Below are 16713 nucleotides of genomic sequence, written 5' to 3' on the forward strand. Positions count from 1 at the left end.
TTGATGGAACACTATCACTTATTCGCTTGGGAGGATGCTTATGGCTCAAACATCAAAACAGAAAAGTAAAGTGAACCCGGAATTAGACGACAAATTTAACAGGGTTGACTCTGAAGACAGTCCTAGTGAAGAGCTTCTTGAAAATATCGACAATGAGGAAGAGCTTTTTGCGAAAGACGATTCAGTTAAAAATTTAGACGCAACCCAATTGTATCTTGGTGAGATTGGCTTCTCTCCGTTACTTAGTGCTGAAGAAGAAGTTTATTTTGCGCGTAAAGCCTTGCAAGGGTGTGAAGCGTCTCGCAAGAGGATGATTGAAAGTAACTTGCGTTTGGTTGTTAAAATTGCACGACGTTACAATAATCGAGGACTTGCACTGCTCGACCTTATTGAAGAAGGTAACTTAGGGTTAATCAGAGCAGTTGAAAAATTTGACCCTGAACGTGGTTTTAGATTCTCGACTTATGCCACTTGGTGGATACGACAAACCATCGAGCGGGCGATAATGAACCAGACTAGAACCATACGTCTGCCTATCCATGTCGTGAAAGAGCTAAACGTATATCTCAGAACAGCGAGAGAACTTACGCAAAAGCTGGATCACGAACCCACAGCTGAAGAAATTGCTGAATGTCTAGACAAGCCAGTCGAAGACGTAAGTAAAATGCTTCGCCTAAACGAAAAAATCACTTCAGTGGATACCCCCATTGGTGGTGACAATGATAAAGCCCTTCTTGATATCATCGCTGATGAACGAGGATATGAACCTGAGAGTGAAGTACAAAATAAAGATATTAATCGCCACATAGTAGATTGGTTAGGAGAGCTTAACCCTAAGCAACGAGAAGTACTAGCACGCAGATTTGGATTACTTGGTTACGAGCCTTCAACATTGGAGGATGTAGGTCGAGAAATAGGCTTAACTCGTGAACGGGTGCGACAAATTCAAGTTGAAGCGCTGCGTCGTCTCAAAGATATTTTACAGCATGAAGGCCTAAGCACTGACAGCTTATTTGAGCAGTTGTAACTCTCAAACTTCAAATCCATGCTCTTGAGCATTGGTCGCACTTTTCCCCTAGATGCAATATTAGATTTATCTAGGGGAAAAGTTGGTCTTGAACCTCATTATTGCAATCCTACATTGATAACAAATTGAACTGAGTATTGTATCGCTTCGAGCTTTGTTGCGAGAATAATAAGCTTGTCTTAGCTGATTACTGCGCTTTTTAGGTTGAGCGTGTCTTGTCAGGTTGTTGTAGGCATAAAAAAGCCACTGTATTAAACAGTGGCTTTTTTCTTATTCCAAATCAGATTAAAGAGATTCGATTTTAGCTTTTTGCTCAAGTAGCTTGGCTTTAGCGTCGCTAAATTCAGCGAGTTTATCTTTCTCTTTTTCTAATACTGCAGCTGGTGCATTATTAACAAACTTTTCGTTTGCCAACTTCTTCTCCACCTGTGAAAGGCCCTTTTCAGCTTTTTCTAGTTGTTTGGCAATACGTGCAAGCTCTGCATCTACATCAATTAAGCCAGCCATTGGGATCATAATTTCTAAATCACCAATAAACGCGGTCGCCGACGCAGGGGCATCTTCTTTGTTTGCCAAAACAGTAAACTCTTCTAATTTAGCCAACGAGCTTAAGAAGGCCTTGTTGTCATTTAATCGGCGTTGATCTTGTTCATTTACGTTAGCTAACAATACGCTCAGAGGTTTGTTTGGACTGATGTCCATTTCACCACGAATGTTACGAATAGCCAAAATGAACTGCTTAACCCACTCAAGATCAGCCATCGCTTGTTCATCAACAATCGAAGCATTGAACTGAGGGAATGCCTGCAACATAATTGTATTTGCTTCAATGCCTGCAAGCGGTGCTACACGCTTCCAGATGGTTTCTGTGATATATGGCATTAATGGGTGCATCAGGCGTAGCAGGCCTTCCAACACTGTAATTAGCGTATGACGTGTGCCACGTTGCTGTACTTCGTCACCTTTAAATAAAACCGGCTTTGTTAACTCTAAATACCAGTCACAGAACTGATTCCAAGTGAATTCGTAAATTGTATTTGCCGCAAGGTCAAAGCGGTAGTTGTCCAAATGCTCAGTAAAGGTATTCACAGTGTTTTGGAACTGGCCCAAGATCCAGCGGTCTGCTAGTGAATACTGTTTTGGAGCATCATTGAAGCCACAATCTTGCTCTTCTGTATTCATCAGCACGTAGCGGCTAGCGTTCCAAAGTTTGTTACAGAAGTTACGGTAGCCTTCAAGCCTGTTCATATCCCAATTGATATCACGACCTGTAGATGCCATTGCTGCGAGTGTAAATCGCAATGCATCCGTACCGTGGGCTTCGATACCATCAGCAAATGTCTTACGGGTGTTTTTCTCAATCTTCTGCGCTAATTGAGGTTGCATCATGTTACCGGTGCGCTTAGTCACAAGGCTTTCTAATTCAATACCGTCGATCATATCAAGCGGATCTAGCACATTACCTTTTGACTTAGACATCTTATCACCGTTTTCATCACGGATAAGACCAGTCACATAGACTGTTTTAAATGGTACTTGTGGTGTGCCATCGTCGTTTTTAACGAAGTGCATGGTCATCATGATCATGCGGGCAACCCAGAAGAAGATAATGTCAAAGCCAGTAACTAGTACATCAGACGGGTGGAATACTTTTAAGTCTTCAGTGTTTTCTGGCCAACCTTGTGTTGAAAAGGTCCACAGAGCTGATGAGAACCAAGTATCCAATACGTCATCGTCTTGTGTTAGCACAACGTCGTCACTTAGGTTATTGTCTTTGCGGACTTCAGCTTCGTCGCGACCGACATACACATTGCCCTCGGCATCATACCAAGCTGGAATACGGTGTCCCCACCATAGCTGACGAGAGATACACCAATCTTGAATATCACGCATCCAAGAGAAGTACATGTTTTCGTACTGCTTAGGTACAAATTGAATATCGCCGTCTTCAACAGCCTTGATAGCAGGCTCTGCAAGAGGTGCTACTCGCACATACCATTGGTCTGTTAACAGTGGCTCGATGACAACACCTGAACGGTCACCATAAGGAACTGTTAGGCTGTGATCATCAATTTTCTCTAAAAGGCCTGCTTGTTCAAATTCTTCAATGATTAGTTTACGTGCATCAAAGCGATCTAATCCGTGGAAGCGCTCTGGAATTGGTGCATCAAGAGACAGCTCTTTACCGTCAAAAGTATAGCTTTCACCTTGCGCCAGTACAGCAGCGTCTTTGTTAAATACATTGATCATAGGTAGCTGGTGGCGCTTACCTACTTCGTTATCGTTAAAGTCATGAGCTGGTGTGATTTTTACACAGCCAGTGCCTTTTTCCATGTCTGCATGTTCATCAGCAACGATTGGAATACGACGGTTAACGATAGGCAGTAAAATTTCTTTGCCAATCAGGTCTTGATAGCGTTCGTCATCTGGATTAACTGCAACACCTGTATCACCGAGCATAGTCTCTGGACGCGTTGTCGCAACAATGATGTAGTCTTTACCATCTTTGGTTTTTACGCCATCGGCAAGTGGGTAGCGCAAGTTCCACATGTGGCCTTGCTTGTCTTTGTTTTCTACTTCTAGGTCAGAGATTGCTGTATGAAGCTTAGGATCCCAGTTTACTAAGCGCTTACCACGATAAATTAAATCTTCTTTATATAGGCGAACAAAGACTTCTTTAACCGCTTCAGACAAGCCTTCGTCCATCGTGAAGCGTTCACGATCCCAATCTACAGATGCACCTAAGCGACGTAGTTGCTTCGTGATGGTGCCGCCAGACTCGTTTTTCCACTGCCAAATTCGGTCGATGAATTCATCACGGCCCAAGTCGTGTCTTGTTTTACCTTCCTCAGCAGCAAGTTTGCGCTCTACAACCATCTGCGTTGCAATACCTGCGTGGTCAGTACCGACCTGCCATAAAGTATTTTTACCTTTCATACGCTGGTAGCGTGTTAGCGTATCCATGATGGTATCTTGGAACGCGTGGCCCATGTGCAGGCTACCTGTGACGTTTGGTGGCGGGATCATGATTGAGTATGCATCGCCTTGTCCAGAAGGCTTAAAATAGCCATTCTCTTCCCAGTCTTGGTATAGTGACTGTTCAATATCTTGTGGATTATAGGTTTTATCCATTACACAGAACCTTTAAAAATACTTTAATTATCAATTTCTTTTGTTGAAATATTAGCGCCTATAGCGCGAAGTTGTTTGAACCTTTCTCGTGCAGCCTGCTTGGCATGCGACTCCACAGGAACAAAGTCGTAAACCTGCTCAAATCGTCGGACAAAATCCGGGATATGTGTGGCGAGGTTGATTAGCGTCGTGCGCCTTCCAACCGGTGGCATTTGCCCAATTTCTACGGGTGCGCCACCTTTTGGGCCTTCACCTTGCAAATTATGCGGTACGAAACTTTCAGCATCGAACTGCCACAAATATTCGTCAACGGCATGGGCATCTTCAACGCTGTTTACATAAATAAACACGCGTTGCCCTGCACGGTAAAGTTTAGCAGCACTGCGTGCTGCTAGATCAAAATGAGCCGGGACTTGTTGATTGGGCTCATGGTCATGCTTTAACACAAAAAAGCGTGCATTGATTGACATGGCATGTGACTTATATTCAGTCCTGAATTACCAGCTTTGCACGATTTGCTTCGCTTGAATTCAGCGTTCAAAATAAAGCCGCATTCTGACACAGAATACGGCTATCATCAATCCAGAGTCGTGCTTGAGTTAAGTTAATTAGTACTTAAGCTCAATAATACGCTCTTTTGTTAATCTTGCATGCCTTCGGTAATATTTGCGCGATTAAGCAAATATTGCATCAACATTGGTACAGGTCTGCCGGTAGCGCCTTTATTGGCACCACTGCGCCATGCTGTTCCTGCCACATCAATATGTGCCCAGTTGTACTTTTTAGTAAACTTAGATAAGAAACATGCTGCTGTAATGGTACCTGCGGCTTTACCGCCCAAGTTGGTAAAATCAGCAAATGGGCTCTTCAATTGTTCCTGATAGTCATCCCATAAAGGCAATTGCCATGCTCTGTCACCGCTTTGCTCAGAAGCTTTTAACAAGTCATGGGCGAGCGGGTTGTGATTAGATAATAACCCTGAGGCGTGATGGCCAAGTGCAACAATACATGCTCCGGTAAGTGTTGCAACGTCTACAACGGTGTCTGGCTCAAAAGCTTCTACATAGGTTAAGGCGTCACACAGTACTAATCGGCCTTCAGCATCTGTATTTAACACTTCGACTGTTTGGCCCGACATGGTGGTTAAAATATCACCAGGACGGTATGCGCGGCTACTTGGCATATTTTCACAGCCTGCAAGTACGCCTATCACATTAAGCGGTAGCTGCATTTGCACAACAGCACGCATTAATCCAAGAACACCTGCTGCTCCGCCCATATCGTATTTCATTTCATCCATGCCTTCACCTGGCTTTAATGAAATACCACCGGAGTCAAAGGTGAGGCCTTTACCGACGAACACAATAGGCGCTTGCTTATCAGAAGCGCCATTGTAGTGGATAACCGACATCACTGACTCGTTTTCACTGCCTCGGCCAACCGCCAAATATGAGTGCATGCCTAGCTCTTCCATTTCCTTCTCACCAACTAAGTTGACGGTGACATTGTCAAACTCCTTAGTGAGTGCGTCGGCTTGGTCACCTAAGTAACGAGGGTTGCAAATATTAGGCGGCATATTCGCGACGTCTTTACACAGTTTTGCGCCTGCAGCGATAGCTAAACCATGCTCAATGGCACTTTCGCCAATGGTTAACTCTCTACGAGTAGGGACATTGAAGACGATTTTACGCAGTGGACGTCTCGCTTCACTTTTCTTGCTCTTTAGCTGGTTGAATGTGTATAAGCAGTCTTGTGTTGTTTCAACGGCTTGACGTACTTTCCAGTAAGTATCTCGACCTTTTACATGTTGCTCAGTTAGAAAGCAAACAGCTTCCATTGAGCCTGTCTCGTTGAGCGTATTAATAGTCTTTGAAATGATTTGTTTGTACTGCTTGTCATCAAGCTCACGCTCTTTACCGCATCCGACGAGCAGAACGCGTTCACTAAGTACGTTGGGAACGTGGTGAAGTAATAAAACTTGCCCCGGTTTGCCTTCTAGATCACCACGGCGTAATAAATTGGAGATATAGCCTTCGCTGATTTTATCCAGCTGCTCACCAACCGGCGATAAACGACGTGGTTCATACACCCCAACAACAATACACGCACTGCGTTGCTTTTCTGGACTACCACTTTTAACGCTGAATTCCATTGCGACTCCTGAGTCTAAGTTATGCCATTTTCAACTTTAAATGCCAAATTACATCAAGTTAACTAAGTTACTTTAGTGCACTCGCACTAGTAGGATATTTGATTTTGATGGCATATAATAAAGTGACTAAAATAACCAGTTTACTCAAAATTTCCTACTATTCCAGTGAAATGAGACGTTTTATAGGGGCGAACATTGTTAATTTTTCGATATTTAACTGCTGAAGTTTTAAAATCGCAGGTCGCCGTTTTCCTTACTTTGATGACTATTTTTCTTTCGCAAAAGTTTGTCAAAATCCTAGCTGAAGCTTCTGGCGGTGGAATTCCGGGAAAACTTGTGTTGTCCTTTTTGGCGCTTAACTTGCCAAAACTTGCAGTATACATCCTGCCTTTGAGTGTTTTTCTCGGCATTATTTTGGCTTACAGCCGTATTTATGCTGATAGTGAAATGACTGTTTTAAAAGCATGCGGTGTCAGTGAATGGTATGTAGTCAGGGTGACGCTCGTATCCAGTTTGGGAGTTGCACTGTTTGCGGCTTTTATTAGCTTGTATGCAGCGCCTTGGGCCGGTGAAAAGCAAAATCAATTACGAGAGCAAGCGAACGCGGAGTCTGGTCTAACCCAGTTGCGTGCGGGTCGCTTTCAACAAACAGGTAACGAAAAAGCGGTTGTGTTTATTCACAATACGAGTGACCAAGGGACGGTGCTCAATAAAGTATTTGTCGCGCAGTTACCTGAAAAAGAATCAAATCATGCTGCACGTATTGTTTACGCACAACAGGGTGAGGTGGTAGATGGTGATTCAGGAGAGCAACAACTTATCCTGAAAGATGGCAAGCGGTATGAAACAGATGGGTTTAGTCAGGCGCTAAACAAGACAGAGTTTGGCAGCTATCAAGTTCAAATCCAAGAACAAGAAATAGAACGTAGGCGTCGAGAGCTGGAAGATTTACCTTCTAGACGTTTACTCGAGCTAAATACGCCAGAGGCTGCCGCACAGCTACAATTGCGAATAGCGACCCCAATTTCAATAATTCTATTAACGCTGTTGGCTGTGCCGCTTAGTGTTGTTAATCCTCGGCAGGGAAAATTTGCGAAACTAGTGCCTGCAATAGGCATTTATCTAGGGTACTTTATTCTTTTAAATGCTGGTAAGTATCTTGTTGCTGAAAGTAAAATTCCACCTTCGCTCGGTCTTTGGTGGATCCACTTAAGTGTGCTCTTTATTGGCACCTACTTGATAGTTAAAGGCCGCCCATTTGGTGTGTGGGTTAGATCGATTCTGAAAAGAAGGGAGGCCATGGCATGATGAAGACACTTGATTGGTATTTAGGTCGCAGCATTTTACAGACAACTAGCTTTGCGCTTTTGGTATTTGTTGGTATTAACACGCTGATTAAATTTATCGAACAGCTGCGCTCTGTTGGTCGCGGTACCTATGAAGTAACAGACGCACTCTTGTTTACGCTATACAGTGTGCCAAGTGATATCGTGGTGTTTTTTCCGATGGCGGCTTTAATAGGCGGTTTAACTGGGTTAGGTGCGTTAGCATCCAGCAGTGAGTTGGTGGTAATGCAGGCAGCGGGTATGTCTCGGTTACAAATCATAGGTTCGGTCATGAAAACAGCCATCGTATTGGCTATTTGTATGATGGCGCTCGGCGAGTGGGGCGCTCCTGAAGCAGAAAGAACTGCTAAGCAGTTGCGTAACCAAGCTATATACGGCGGTGATGTTTACGACGCCCAAAAAGGCGTTTGGGCCAAAGATGGCAATAACTTCATCAATATAGCCAACGTCGAAAAATCAGGCGAATTGGCGGATGTTAATATTTATCAATTTGATGACGAACTGAATTTGCAACATATTACCCGAGCTCAATCAGCGACACCTTCAGAGCGAGGGTGGCAATTAAGAGCAGTTGAAGAGGTTCAGATCACAGAGCAACAAGTGAGAACGCTTTATACTCAATCTCGCTTGTATGAATCACAGTTGACGATTGACAGATTAGGTGTTGCTTCTTATGAGCCAGAGTCACTGTCTTTTAGTGGACTAATGTCTTACCTAAAGTATCTTGAGCAGAATGAGCAAGACACCAGTAATTATGAGTTAGCACTGTGGCGAAAAGTTATGCAACCAGTGACGGTTGCAGTCATGTTACTAGTCGCTTTATCATTTATATTTGGGCCCTTGCGCTCTGTGAGTATGGGCGCTCGGATCATCATGGGTGTGGTAACTGGTTTGATATTCCACTTGAGTAACGAAGTGTTTGGGCCCATTGTGATGGTTTATCAGATCCCGCCATTTGTAGGGGCTATGATGCCGAGCATCATATTTACACTGTTGGCAATGTATTTTTTACAGCGAAGACAGTAGATATAAAAAAGGCGCATATGGCGCCTTTTTTATGTGTGAGTCTATTTAGTCGTCTAGGCTGTCGTAGACTTTTTTGTTTTCTTCTTTGCTGAGTAAGACTACTTCAGTCTTGCATATCAAATCTTGTAGGGCGCGCTTTTGTTTCCTGTCCACAATAACCGTCAGGTTTCCAAGTCCTAATATTGCGGCTAAGCTTCTGGCAATGGCCTGCGGCCAAGTGAGCAATTGTCCATCATTGCGTTGTACTTTTAGACGCCAGGCTCTCATACCAATTGTTTGGCCGCTTTTAGTCCAAAAATAAACAAAGAAAGTTACAGAGACTGCAATAAGTAGCACAGAACGCAAATAGTAAAGAGTAGGTGTGGCCTGAATAAGCGCAGTGACATCTTCATGCCCTTCAAGGGTAAACCAACCGATAGAGATCATACCCTGTACTAGGGCTAAATAAACGATGGTGGTAAGCATTGCAAAAGCGATAACTACGAGCGCATCATATATTAGTGATGCCAGCCTACGTATAAATCCTGCTCGAGGAAACGGTGTCATGTCAGAACTCAATAAAAACTAGATGGCGAATATTTTACACAAAATCATCGGGTTTCTTTATTAAAGCATATATGTTTTATGATTTTGGTCAAATACCCAACACTTAAACACTTTTATCAAAAAAACTGCTTGCTAGGCTGCCACATATTTGTATAATGCAGGGCATAGAGACGAGGGCAAATAAAAAAAGCCTAAGCTCAAAGTGGTTTTTCTTTATCTTCTCAAAGCTAGAAGATTAAAGAAAAACGATGCCAGTGTGATGGAATTGGTAGACATGACGGATTCAAAATCCGTTGCCTTCGGGCGTGGCGGTTCAAGTCCGCCCACTGGTACCACTTTTTATAGCCCCAGAAACTATTTCTGGGGCTTTTTTATTTCTTCAGACTTCGATTAATCATAAGATTAGTCTTTAAGCCGTTCTTAACGCTTATGTTATCACCTCAAAAAGCATATTAAACAACTCGATAAAGCCTATTTATAGCAAGGCATATGGTTCATGGTTGTAGTTTTACTTCTTGTTTTTGGATGCTAATCAAATAGTCTTTCTCTTTGAGAGAAAGGTTTAAGCCTTCTAATGTTTCAATATCTATTTTTACAGGTTCGTTATGTTTCATCATATAAATAATGGAATCAGCCAATCTCACTTTGTGGCGTGTGGAGATAAATATAAATGTTGTATAAATTACTGAGAGTACTATCAATAGTAATAACACAATTATAGTTACTAAAATTTCCATCGCTTTCCCCATTTAAATTTCACTATATGATGATGGCAAGTGTGACTATAAAATTGTTCATAAAAAAGGCATGGTGCATAACTTTCACTCGGTATATCGCCCGGTTTGAGTTTGTAAGCACTAATCTCGTGTTCGTTCCGCCAATTGTTCAGGCCAGATTGCTAATTCTCGACTAGACTTATTTTGGGGCAAAAGACAAGCTGGACTATTTTTGTGCAATTAAAACAATCACTTTTATTTTTTAAAACAGCCGCGGTTGGCTCTGCTTTAGTTATTATGATTGTCAGTTGGGTATTGTATGTGCAACTGCAACAAACAAGAGAGCTTAATGATCGGTTGTTCATGCTGCAAACGCAAATACAACGTTTACTTGATCAGGAGGAGCGCTTTCTTATCGAGCGGCAAAGAGAGAGCTTAAAATCTATTGAAGATCTGAGGTTCGCTTACAAGGACAGTTACAGTCAATTATTAAACATGTTGGTTTCTCACGATCGTGACCTTGATCTGTTATTTAAATTAGATGAAGAGGTGAAGCGTTTTACTTTAAAGTATGAGCAATTAGCATCTATGCAAGCTCTTTTAGGCTACGACAAGAGTGAAGGGGTATACGGCAATTTTCGTCGTCAGGCACATGCGTTGCAAGATATAGCTAAGTCAACGAATCACCCACAGTTGGAAATATTAATACTGGAGCTTAGGCGCAGAGAAAAAGACTTTTTACTTAGACTGGACCCCAGCTACTTGTTGATGCATCAAGAGTTGCTGGTTAACACCAAAGCGCTTATTAGCGAGCAATTCCCTGATAAGTCCACTCAGTTGCTTTCTACGCTAAATCAATACGACCAAGGCTTTAATACTTATATTAACGTACTAAAGCGCCAAGGCTTGGACCACAGTCAAGGTGTTCGAGCTGAATTACACGATTTAAAGCTGTCTATTCGAGGTCATTTTGAAGTGGTGTCCAAGCAGCTAATTAATCAATCTCTGGATAAAAAACAGCAACTTATTTTAGCTTGCCTGTCAGTAATTGTGTTTATTAGTTGCTGCAGCCTTTTTCTTTTGTATATGCTTAATAGTCGAATCTCCGAGCATATAATTGCGATTAGCCGCGTGCTAAAAAAAGTGGCTAAGCATGAAGATTTTTCGCTTAGGGTCGATATACAAGGTGAGGACGAAATTGCGCAAATTGCGCATTATTTAGATGATTTATTGGCATTTATTGAAACATTATTAGACCGATTAACGGCCGCGCAACAGCGCCTAATAGAAGAAGCTAAAATGGCTAGCTTAGGGAATATGGTAAGTGGTTTCGCACATGAGCTTAATACTCCTTTAGGTGTTGCTATTACCAGCCAGTCGCTTCTAAAAGAGCAAGTGGAGACTTTAAAAAAGGACCTTGAGTCTGGTCAATTACAAAAACACACCTTAACTCATCTTATCAACGAAGCTGAAACCGCACTTTATTTACTAGAAAATAACTTGCATAGGACGGCTTCTTTAATAAATGACTTTAAGAAAGTGTCTGTTCAGCAAGAGTATGACGATGTACGAGAATTTAATTTAAAAGCATTAGTGGAGGGAGTATTTGACTGTTTTCAACATGAATTGCAGGCCCCTGACTACCACGTAGATTTGGAAATTCCTGAAAATTTGACTCTTAATAGTTACCCCAATGTGTTTGTACAAATACTTACTTATAGTCTTAATAACAGTATTCAGCATGGTAAAAGCAAGGACAGAGCACTTAATATTGTTGTTTCAGCACTGGTAGTAAATGAATATATCCATGTATACATCAAAGATGATGGTAATGGTATTGATAAGGAATTATTACCTGTCATATTCGAGCCATTTATTACCACACAAAGGAATCAAGGTGGGATAGGGTTGGGCTTAAGCATTATTTATAACCTAGTAACGCAAAAGCTAAAAGGGGAAGTTAAAATACAAAGCCCCGCACATGGCGGGGCTTGTTTACATATTATTTTAGCTAATACGCCATTTGAGCTAAAAGAGAATTAACTCTTTTTACTTGCTACCCATTCATCAACGAATTGCTTGAGTACATTCAGCGGTACTGGGCCATTTTTAAGCACAACATCGTGGAATTGGCGAATATCGAACTTGTCACCAAGTTCTTTTTTCGCATCTTCACGTAGTTCGATGATCTTGTTCATACCAATCTTATATGCGGTTGCTTGGCTAGGCATAACGATATGGCGTTCAACCATTTTAACTGCGTCAGATTTCGCGTTCGGCGTGTTATTGACGTAGTAATCAATCCCTTCTTGACGGGTCCACTTCATAGCGTGGATACCAGTATCAACAACTAGGCGACAAGCGCGCCACAATTCCATGGCCAAACGACCAAAGTCTGAGTATGGGTCTTCATATAAGCCCATTTCTTTTGGCACAAGCTCTGAGTATAAACCCCAACCTTCAACGTAGGCTGTGTAACGACCAAACTTACGGAATTTAGGCATGTTTTCTAACTCTTGCGCAATGGCAATTTGCATGTGGTGGCCAGGGATACCCTCGTGATAAGCAAGCGCTTCCATTTGGTATGTTGGCATTGCTTCCATATCGTATAAGTTGGCGTAGTAAATACCTGGACGTGAGCCATCAGGAGAAGGCTGTTGATAAAACGCTTTACCAGCCGCTTTTTCACGGAATGCTTCAACACGTTTAACTATCATGTCTGCTTTTGGTTTAACAATGAACAACTCGTCTAAACGAGGTTTCATGTTATCGATCATTGCCGTTGCGTCCGCCAAGTACTTGGCTTTGCCTTCTTCAGTGTTTGGCAAATAGAATTGCTTGTCATCACGCATAAACTGCATGAAGGCTTTTAAATCACCTTTGAAGCCGACTTTCTCTTTGATTTCGCGCATTTCATCATGGATTCTCGCAACTTCTTTTAAGCCAATTTTATGAATTTGCTCGGCTGTTAAATCCGTTGTTGTCGTGCGTTTAAGAGCGTTGTTAAAGAATTTATCACCATCTTTAAACTTCCAAACACCATCGCGAGTATCAGCACGCTTCTCTAGCTTATGCAAGTAGCTGATTAATTTGCTGTAAGATGGTTTTACGGCACTAGTTAACGCTTCGGTTGCTTCTGAAATAAGTGCGTCTTTTTCATTTTCAGCAATTTCGAGTTTAGTTACTTTGCGTTTGAAGTCCGCTAGGATGGCAGAATCGTCACCATCACTGAAAGGCGCACCTTTGATGATGTTTTTACTTGAATCGATTACGTGAGGGAAAACGAATTTCGGGGCAATAATTCCCATATCAGCACGCGTTTTTAACCCTTCGATTAGCTGATCAAATACCTTAGGTACACCATTTAAACGTGAGATATATGCTTTGGCGTCTTTTACATCGCTAATTTGGTGTTGGTTGATTAAGAATGCTGGCACCATAGAGTGAGTACCATACATTTGATTTACCGGGTATGAGTAGTGACGCCATTTAAAGTCAGCGATCTCATTTTCTAAACTTTGCTTGAATAAGTCGTAGCTTACTTGAGTATTCGCATCTAACTTACTGCGATCGATAGCGTTAATCTCCATCAAATCTTTTTTAGTTAGTGCTAGGTCTTCTAACTCTCTCTCTTCAGATTCGTCATCCCACTTATCATAATCAGTCTTAATACCGAGGTAAGTTTGGTAGATTGGACTGCGCATTACGCTTCTGTTGAAAGACTCATCAAACAGTGTATTGGCTTTTTCGACTTCACTCTGAACAACTTGTTGGGCCGCAGTTACAGGTTTTGGTTGCTCTGCCGTTTGTTGACAGCCCACAAGCAATACCGTTGAAATTGCTGCAGCGACAATGGTAAGTTTACGCATTTTTTACCCTTTTTATTTTCTGTATTAAGAGGTTATCTTATTATTTACATTGAGACCCATCAGCTCATTGTAGGTCAATACATGAGTTGCGACGAATTTCAATTGGATTGTGAGACCAATTACAAATTTAGATTATTGTAAAAATCGTTCTAATGTACCTTAAATTAGACAAACAATTCTAGCAGGTCATTTAAATACCTATGGCCTTTATTTGTTACACACCATGAATCACCTCGCTCTTCTAACAAACCAGAGTTGATAGCCTGTTTAAGCTGGTTTTCTATTTCGCTCAAAGCAAGGCCCGTATAATCTATAAAACCTTGTTTAGAGGTTGCTTCTACCAATCGAAAAGTATTCATAAAAAATTCGAAAGGCCTGTCTGCGGCTTCAACGTGCCAGCTATCGTAAAGGTAGGGTTTGGTTAAATCCATATACCCCCTAGGGTGTTTTACTTTAACAGTACGAAGTATTTGATTCTGCTCTGGTAAGGTGATTTTTCCATGTGCGCCACACCCTATGCCGAGGTAATCACCAAAGCGCCAGTAATTGAGGTTATGTTTGCACTGTAAGCCTGCTTTGGCATAGCCAGATATTTCGTATTGGATGTACCCGTGTTGCCTTAAGAGCGCTTGTCCAGCTTCTTGAATAGCCCAAAGTGTTTCATCTTCAGGAAGCTTGGGGGGCTTTGAGGCAAACTGTGTATTTGGCTCTATGGTTAATTGGTACCAAGATATATGAGGGGGGGCTAACTCAATAACGCGTGTCAAGTCGCTCATAGCGTCTTCTAACGATTGATTTGGCAAACCATGCATTAGGTCCATATTGAAGCTATTGAGGCCTGCATCATGCGCTTCAGAAGCTGCATTGATCGCCTCTTTCTCACCATGAATACGACCCAAGGCTTTCAATTTGTCACTTTGTAAGCTTTGCACACCAATAGATATTCGGTTAATTCCCGCTTCAACGTAGTGCTTGAAGCGATCACTTTCAACTGTACCGGGGTTTGCCTCTAGCGTGATCTCAATGTCATCTTCGAAGCCAATGAGCGCTTCAATCTGTTGAAGAAGATAAACATATGCGTCTCCTGACAACAAACTTGGCGTGCCGCCGCCTACAAATATGCTGTGCAACTTTCGTCCCTGAACCAAATGCAAGTCAGTTTTGAGGTCATCTAGTAGGTGCTGAATATATTCTTGCTCAGGGATAGTGCCTTTTTGGCTATGACTATTGAAGTCGCAATATGGGCATTTTTGCACGCACCATGGCACGTGCACATATAAACTTAATGGAGGGAGGTTCACAGTTTGCTCTTAAAGTGGGTCAATAATTGTTGCAAAGCTTGCCCTCTGTGGCTTATTGCATTTTTTTCCTGTTTAGTGAGCTCTGCGGCCATACGATTTAGAGACTTGACCCAAAAAACTGGATCATAACCAAAGCCTTGGTCACCATGTTGTTCAGTCGCTATTTCACCTTCCCAACTCGCCTGGCAAATAATCGGTGTTGGGTCGTTTTCATGTTGCATATAAACCAAGACACACCAGAATCGCGCGCTACGGTTTGGAGTAGAGCCCAAATCCATAAGCAGTTTATTGATGTTATCCTGATCACTTGCTCCTGAGCCCGCGTACCGAGCCGAATACACTCCTGGGGCCCCTTGAAGCGCATCCACTTCTAACCCCGAATCATCAGCTATAGCGGGTAACCCAGTTTCTTTAGCCGCATGGCGCGCTTTAATGATGGCATTTTCGACGAAGGTTGTTCCAGTTTCAGATACGTCAGACACACTGAATTGGCTCTGTGGTAAAACTTCGATATTGAGCGATTCTAGCATTGCGCCTAGCTCTTTGACTTTGCCTTGGTTACTTGTGGCAAGCACGATTTTGTTTGTCATATTACTTAATCTACATAAAACTTTTGTTGAAACTGTAAAACGTGTTGTTGGGTGCCTTGTTGAATTTTCACCTCAAAGCGGTAAACGTCTTCATTGTAATAATTGAGTTGAGCGAGGTAGTAAATCGCATCACCTTCAACTACTTGCTTAAATTCTAAATTTTGTCCGTTGCCCAATAAGTTTTTTGCAACACCAGATATTTGTACTTGCTGTGCCGTTTTAACCCCGTCTTTAGCCAAAACGGATATGTTGATCAACGCTTTGTTATCTCCTCGGACAACCCCGTAAGCTTTGGCAACATTAGGTTGGATAAATGTAGAAGGAAACGCAATGTAATGCACTTCCCAATTGCCGAGTACTTTAAATTGACCGCCAGACTCAGTATTAGCAGCGTTCGCTGCCATACTGGTCACTAAAGAAAGTAACATAACGAAAAAGATTCTCATGACTTATACCTCATGTTAGATCAGTGTAGGAAGTCCATAACAAGTCGTTGTAAGAACATCATACCAATCAGTACCACCATTATAGACAAGTCTAGTCCGCCAAGTGGTGGAATCACTTTACGGATTGGTCTCAGAAGTGGTTCTGTTAGTTGCTCAAAAACGGCTGCAACAGGGTTATAGCCTTGTACGACCCAACTTAGTAATGCACGGATAACTAAAATCCAAAATACCAAACTGAACGCTTCTTTTAGCGTGGTTAGTAAGCCGCCTAAAGCGACCCCCGCAGCATCCCAGTAGCCACCAAACATCATCATTAGTACAGACACTTTGGCACAGGCGACGATAAAAGCGAGAATCAAAGAGGCAATATCAAAACCTCCGAGTCCAGGTACAATCTTTCGCAGTGGATTCACAGCAAAAGAGGTTGCCTTAACAATTGCTTGGCTCAGTGGGTTGTAAAAGTCTACACGTGCCCATTGCATCCAAAAGCGCAACAATACAACCATTAAAAATAAATTGAACAAAGTTTCAATTAAAAAATGCATAGCACTCATGGTAATTC

At 42.2% G+C, this 16713-nt stretch carries 14 protein-coding genes and 1 tRNA gene; 5 read left to right on the forward strand and 10 right to left on the reverse strand.

All coding sequences use genetic code 11. The features are described from left to right. The first annotated feature begins 40 nt into the window (after window positions 1-40). Entirely contained in the window at window positions 41-1027 is a 987-nt protein-coding gene (gene rpoS, locus N482_RS07820) for an RNA polymerase sigma factor RpoS (protein ID WP_063376505.1), read from the forward strand. 285 nt (window positions 1028-1312) lie between these two features. Here the strand turns inward: rpoS and N482_RS07825 are convergent, their stop codons facing one another. The 3 genes from N482_RS07825 to pepA all read right to left on the reverse strand — a co-directional run bounded on the left by N482_RS07825 (window position 1313) and on the right by pepA (window position 6311). Beyond that, the gene (locus N482_RS07825) at window positions 1313-4159 is read right to left on the reverse strand and encodes a valine--tRNA ligase (protein ID WP_063376506.1); all 2847 of its coding nucleotides are present in this window, start codon (window positions 4157-4159) and stop codon (window positions 1313-1315) included. Window positions 4160-4182: 23 nt separating this feature from the next. After that, window positions 4183-4629, reverse strand: a complete 447-nt coding sequence (locus N482_RS07830; RefSeq protein ID WP_063376507.1) for a DNA polymerase III subunit chi — start codon at window positions 4627-4629, stop codon at window positions 4183-4185. A 170-nt stretch (window positions 4630-4799) separates the two neighbouring features. Beyond that, window positions 4800-6311 carry a leucyl aminopeptidase gene (gene pepA / locus N482_RS07835; RefSeq protein WP_063376508.1) on the reverse strand — a complete coding sequence of 504 codons (1512 nt, stop codon included), beginning with the start codon at window positions 6309-6311 and terminating at the stop codon, window positions 4800-4802. 195 nt (window positions 6312-6506) lie between these two features. On the opposite strand from pepA, the gene lptF reads away from it, so the two are divergent. Further along, entirely contained in the window at window positions 6507-7619 is a 1113-nt protein-coding gene (gene lptF / locus N482_RS07840; RefSeq protein ID WP_063376509.1) for an LPS export ABC transporter permease LptF, read from the forward strand. After that, window positions 7616-8683, forward strand: coding sequence for an LPS export ABC transporter permease LptG (lptG, locus tag N482_RS07845; RefSeq protein WP_063376510.1), 1068 nt, complete (start codon window positions 7616-7618; stop codon window positions 8681-8683). Before lptF ends, lptG begins: the two co-directional genes overlap by 4 nt. Window positions 8684-8728: 45 nt before the next feature. Here lptG and N482_RS07850 read toward each other — a convergent pair whose 3' ends face one another. Continuing rightward, entirely contained in the window at window positions 8729-9229 is a 501-nt protein-coding gene (locus tag N482_RS07850; protein ID WP_063376511.1) for an RDD family protein, read from the reverse strand. Window positions 9230-9479: 250 nt separating this feature from the next. Here N482_RS07850 and N482_RS07855 point away from each other — a divergent pair. Further along, window positions 9480-9564 (forward strand) — tRNA-Leu (locus N482_RS07855). 159 nt (window positions 9565-9723) lie between these two features. On the opposite strand, the gene N482_RS07860 is transcribed toward N482_RS07855, so the two are convergent. Beyond that, on the reverse strand, window positions 9724-9966 hold the full coding sequence (locus N482_RS07860) for a hypothetical protein (protein ID WP_063376512.1): 243 nt from the start codon (window positions 9964-9966) through the stop codon (window positions 9724-9726). A gap of 213 nt (window positions 9967-10179) precedes the next feature. Between N482_RS07860 and N482_RS07865 the strand changes: the two genes are divergently transcribed. Then, complete coding sequence (locus N482_RS07865; RefSeq protein WP_063376513.1) at window positions 10180-11988, forward strand: sensor histidine kinase; 1809 nt, start codon at window positions 10180-10182, stop codon at window positions 11986-11988. Here the strand turns inward: N482_RS07865 and N482_RS07870 are convergent. From N482_RS07870 to N482_RS07890, 5 genes are all read right to left on the reverse strand, one after another. Further along, entirely contained in the window at window positions 11985-13814 is a 1830-nt protein-coding gene (locus N482_RS07870; protein WP_063376514.1) for a DUF885 domain-containing protein, read from the reverse strand. The two genes, N482_RS07865 and N482_RS07870, sit on opposite strands and share 4 nt — an antisense overlap. A 164-nt stretch (window positions 13815-13978) precedes the next feature. Further along, a complete protein-coding gene (gene hemW, locus N482_RS07875; protein WP_063376515.1) occupies window positions 13979-15115 on the reverse strand; it encodes a radical SAM family heme chaperone HemW in 1137 nt (378 codons plus the stop codon). Continuing rightward, window positions 15112-15705 carry an XTP/dITP diphosphatase gene (locus N482_RS07880; protein WP_063376516.1) on the reverse strand — a complete coding sequence of 198 codons (594 nt, stop codon included), beginning with the start codon at window positions 15703-15705 and terminating at the stop codon, window positions 15112-15114. Before N482_RS07880 ends, hemW begins: the two co-directional genes overlap by 4 nt. Before the next feature lie 5 nt (window positions 15706-15710). Beyond that, entirely contained in the window at window positions 15711-16151 is a 441-nt protein-coding gene (locus N482_RS07885; protein WP_063376517.1) for a DUF4426 domain-containing protein, read from the reverse strand. Window positions 16152-16171: 20 nt separating this feature from the next. Beyond that, window positions 16172-16705 carry a YggT family protein gene (locus N482_RS07890; protein ID WP_063376518.1) on the reverse strand — a complete coding sequence of 178 codons (534 nt, stop codon included), beginning with the start codon at window positions 16703-16705 and terminating at the stop codon, window positions 16172-16174. Window positions 16706-16713: the final 8 nt, after the last annotated feature.

This window comes from Pseudoalteromonas luteoviolacea NCIMB 1942 (assembly GCF_001625595.1).
GTDB lineage: Bacteria > Pseudomonadota > Gammaproteobacteria > Enterobacterales > Alteromonadaceae > Pseudoalteromonas > Pseudoalteromonas luteoviolacea_A.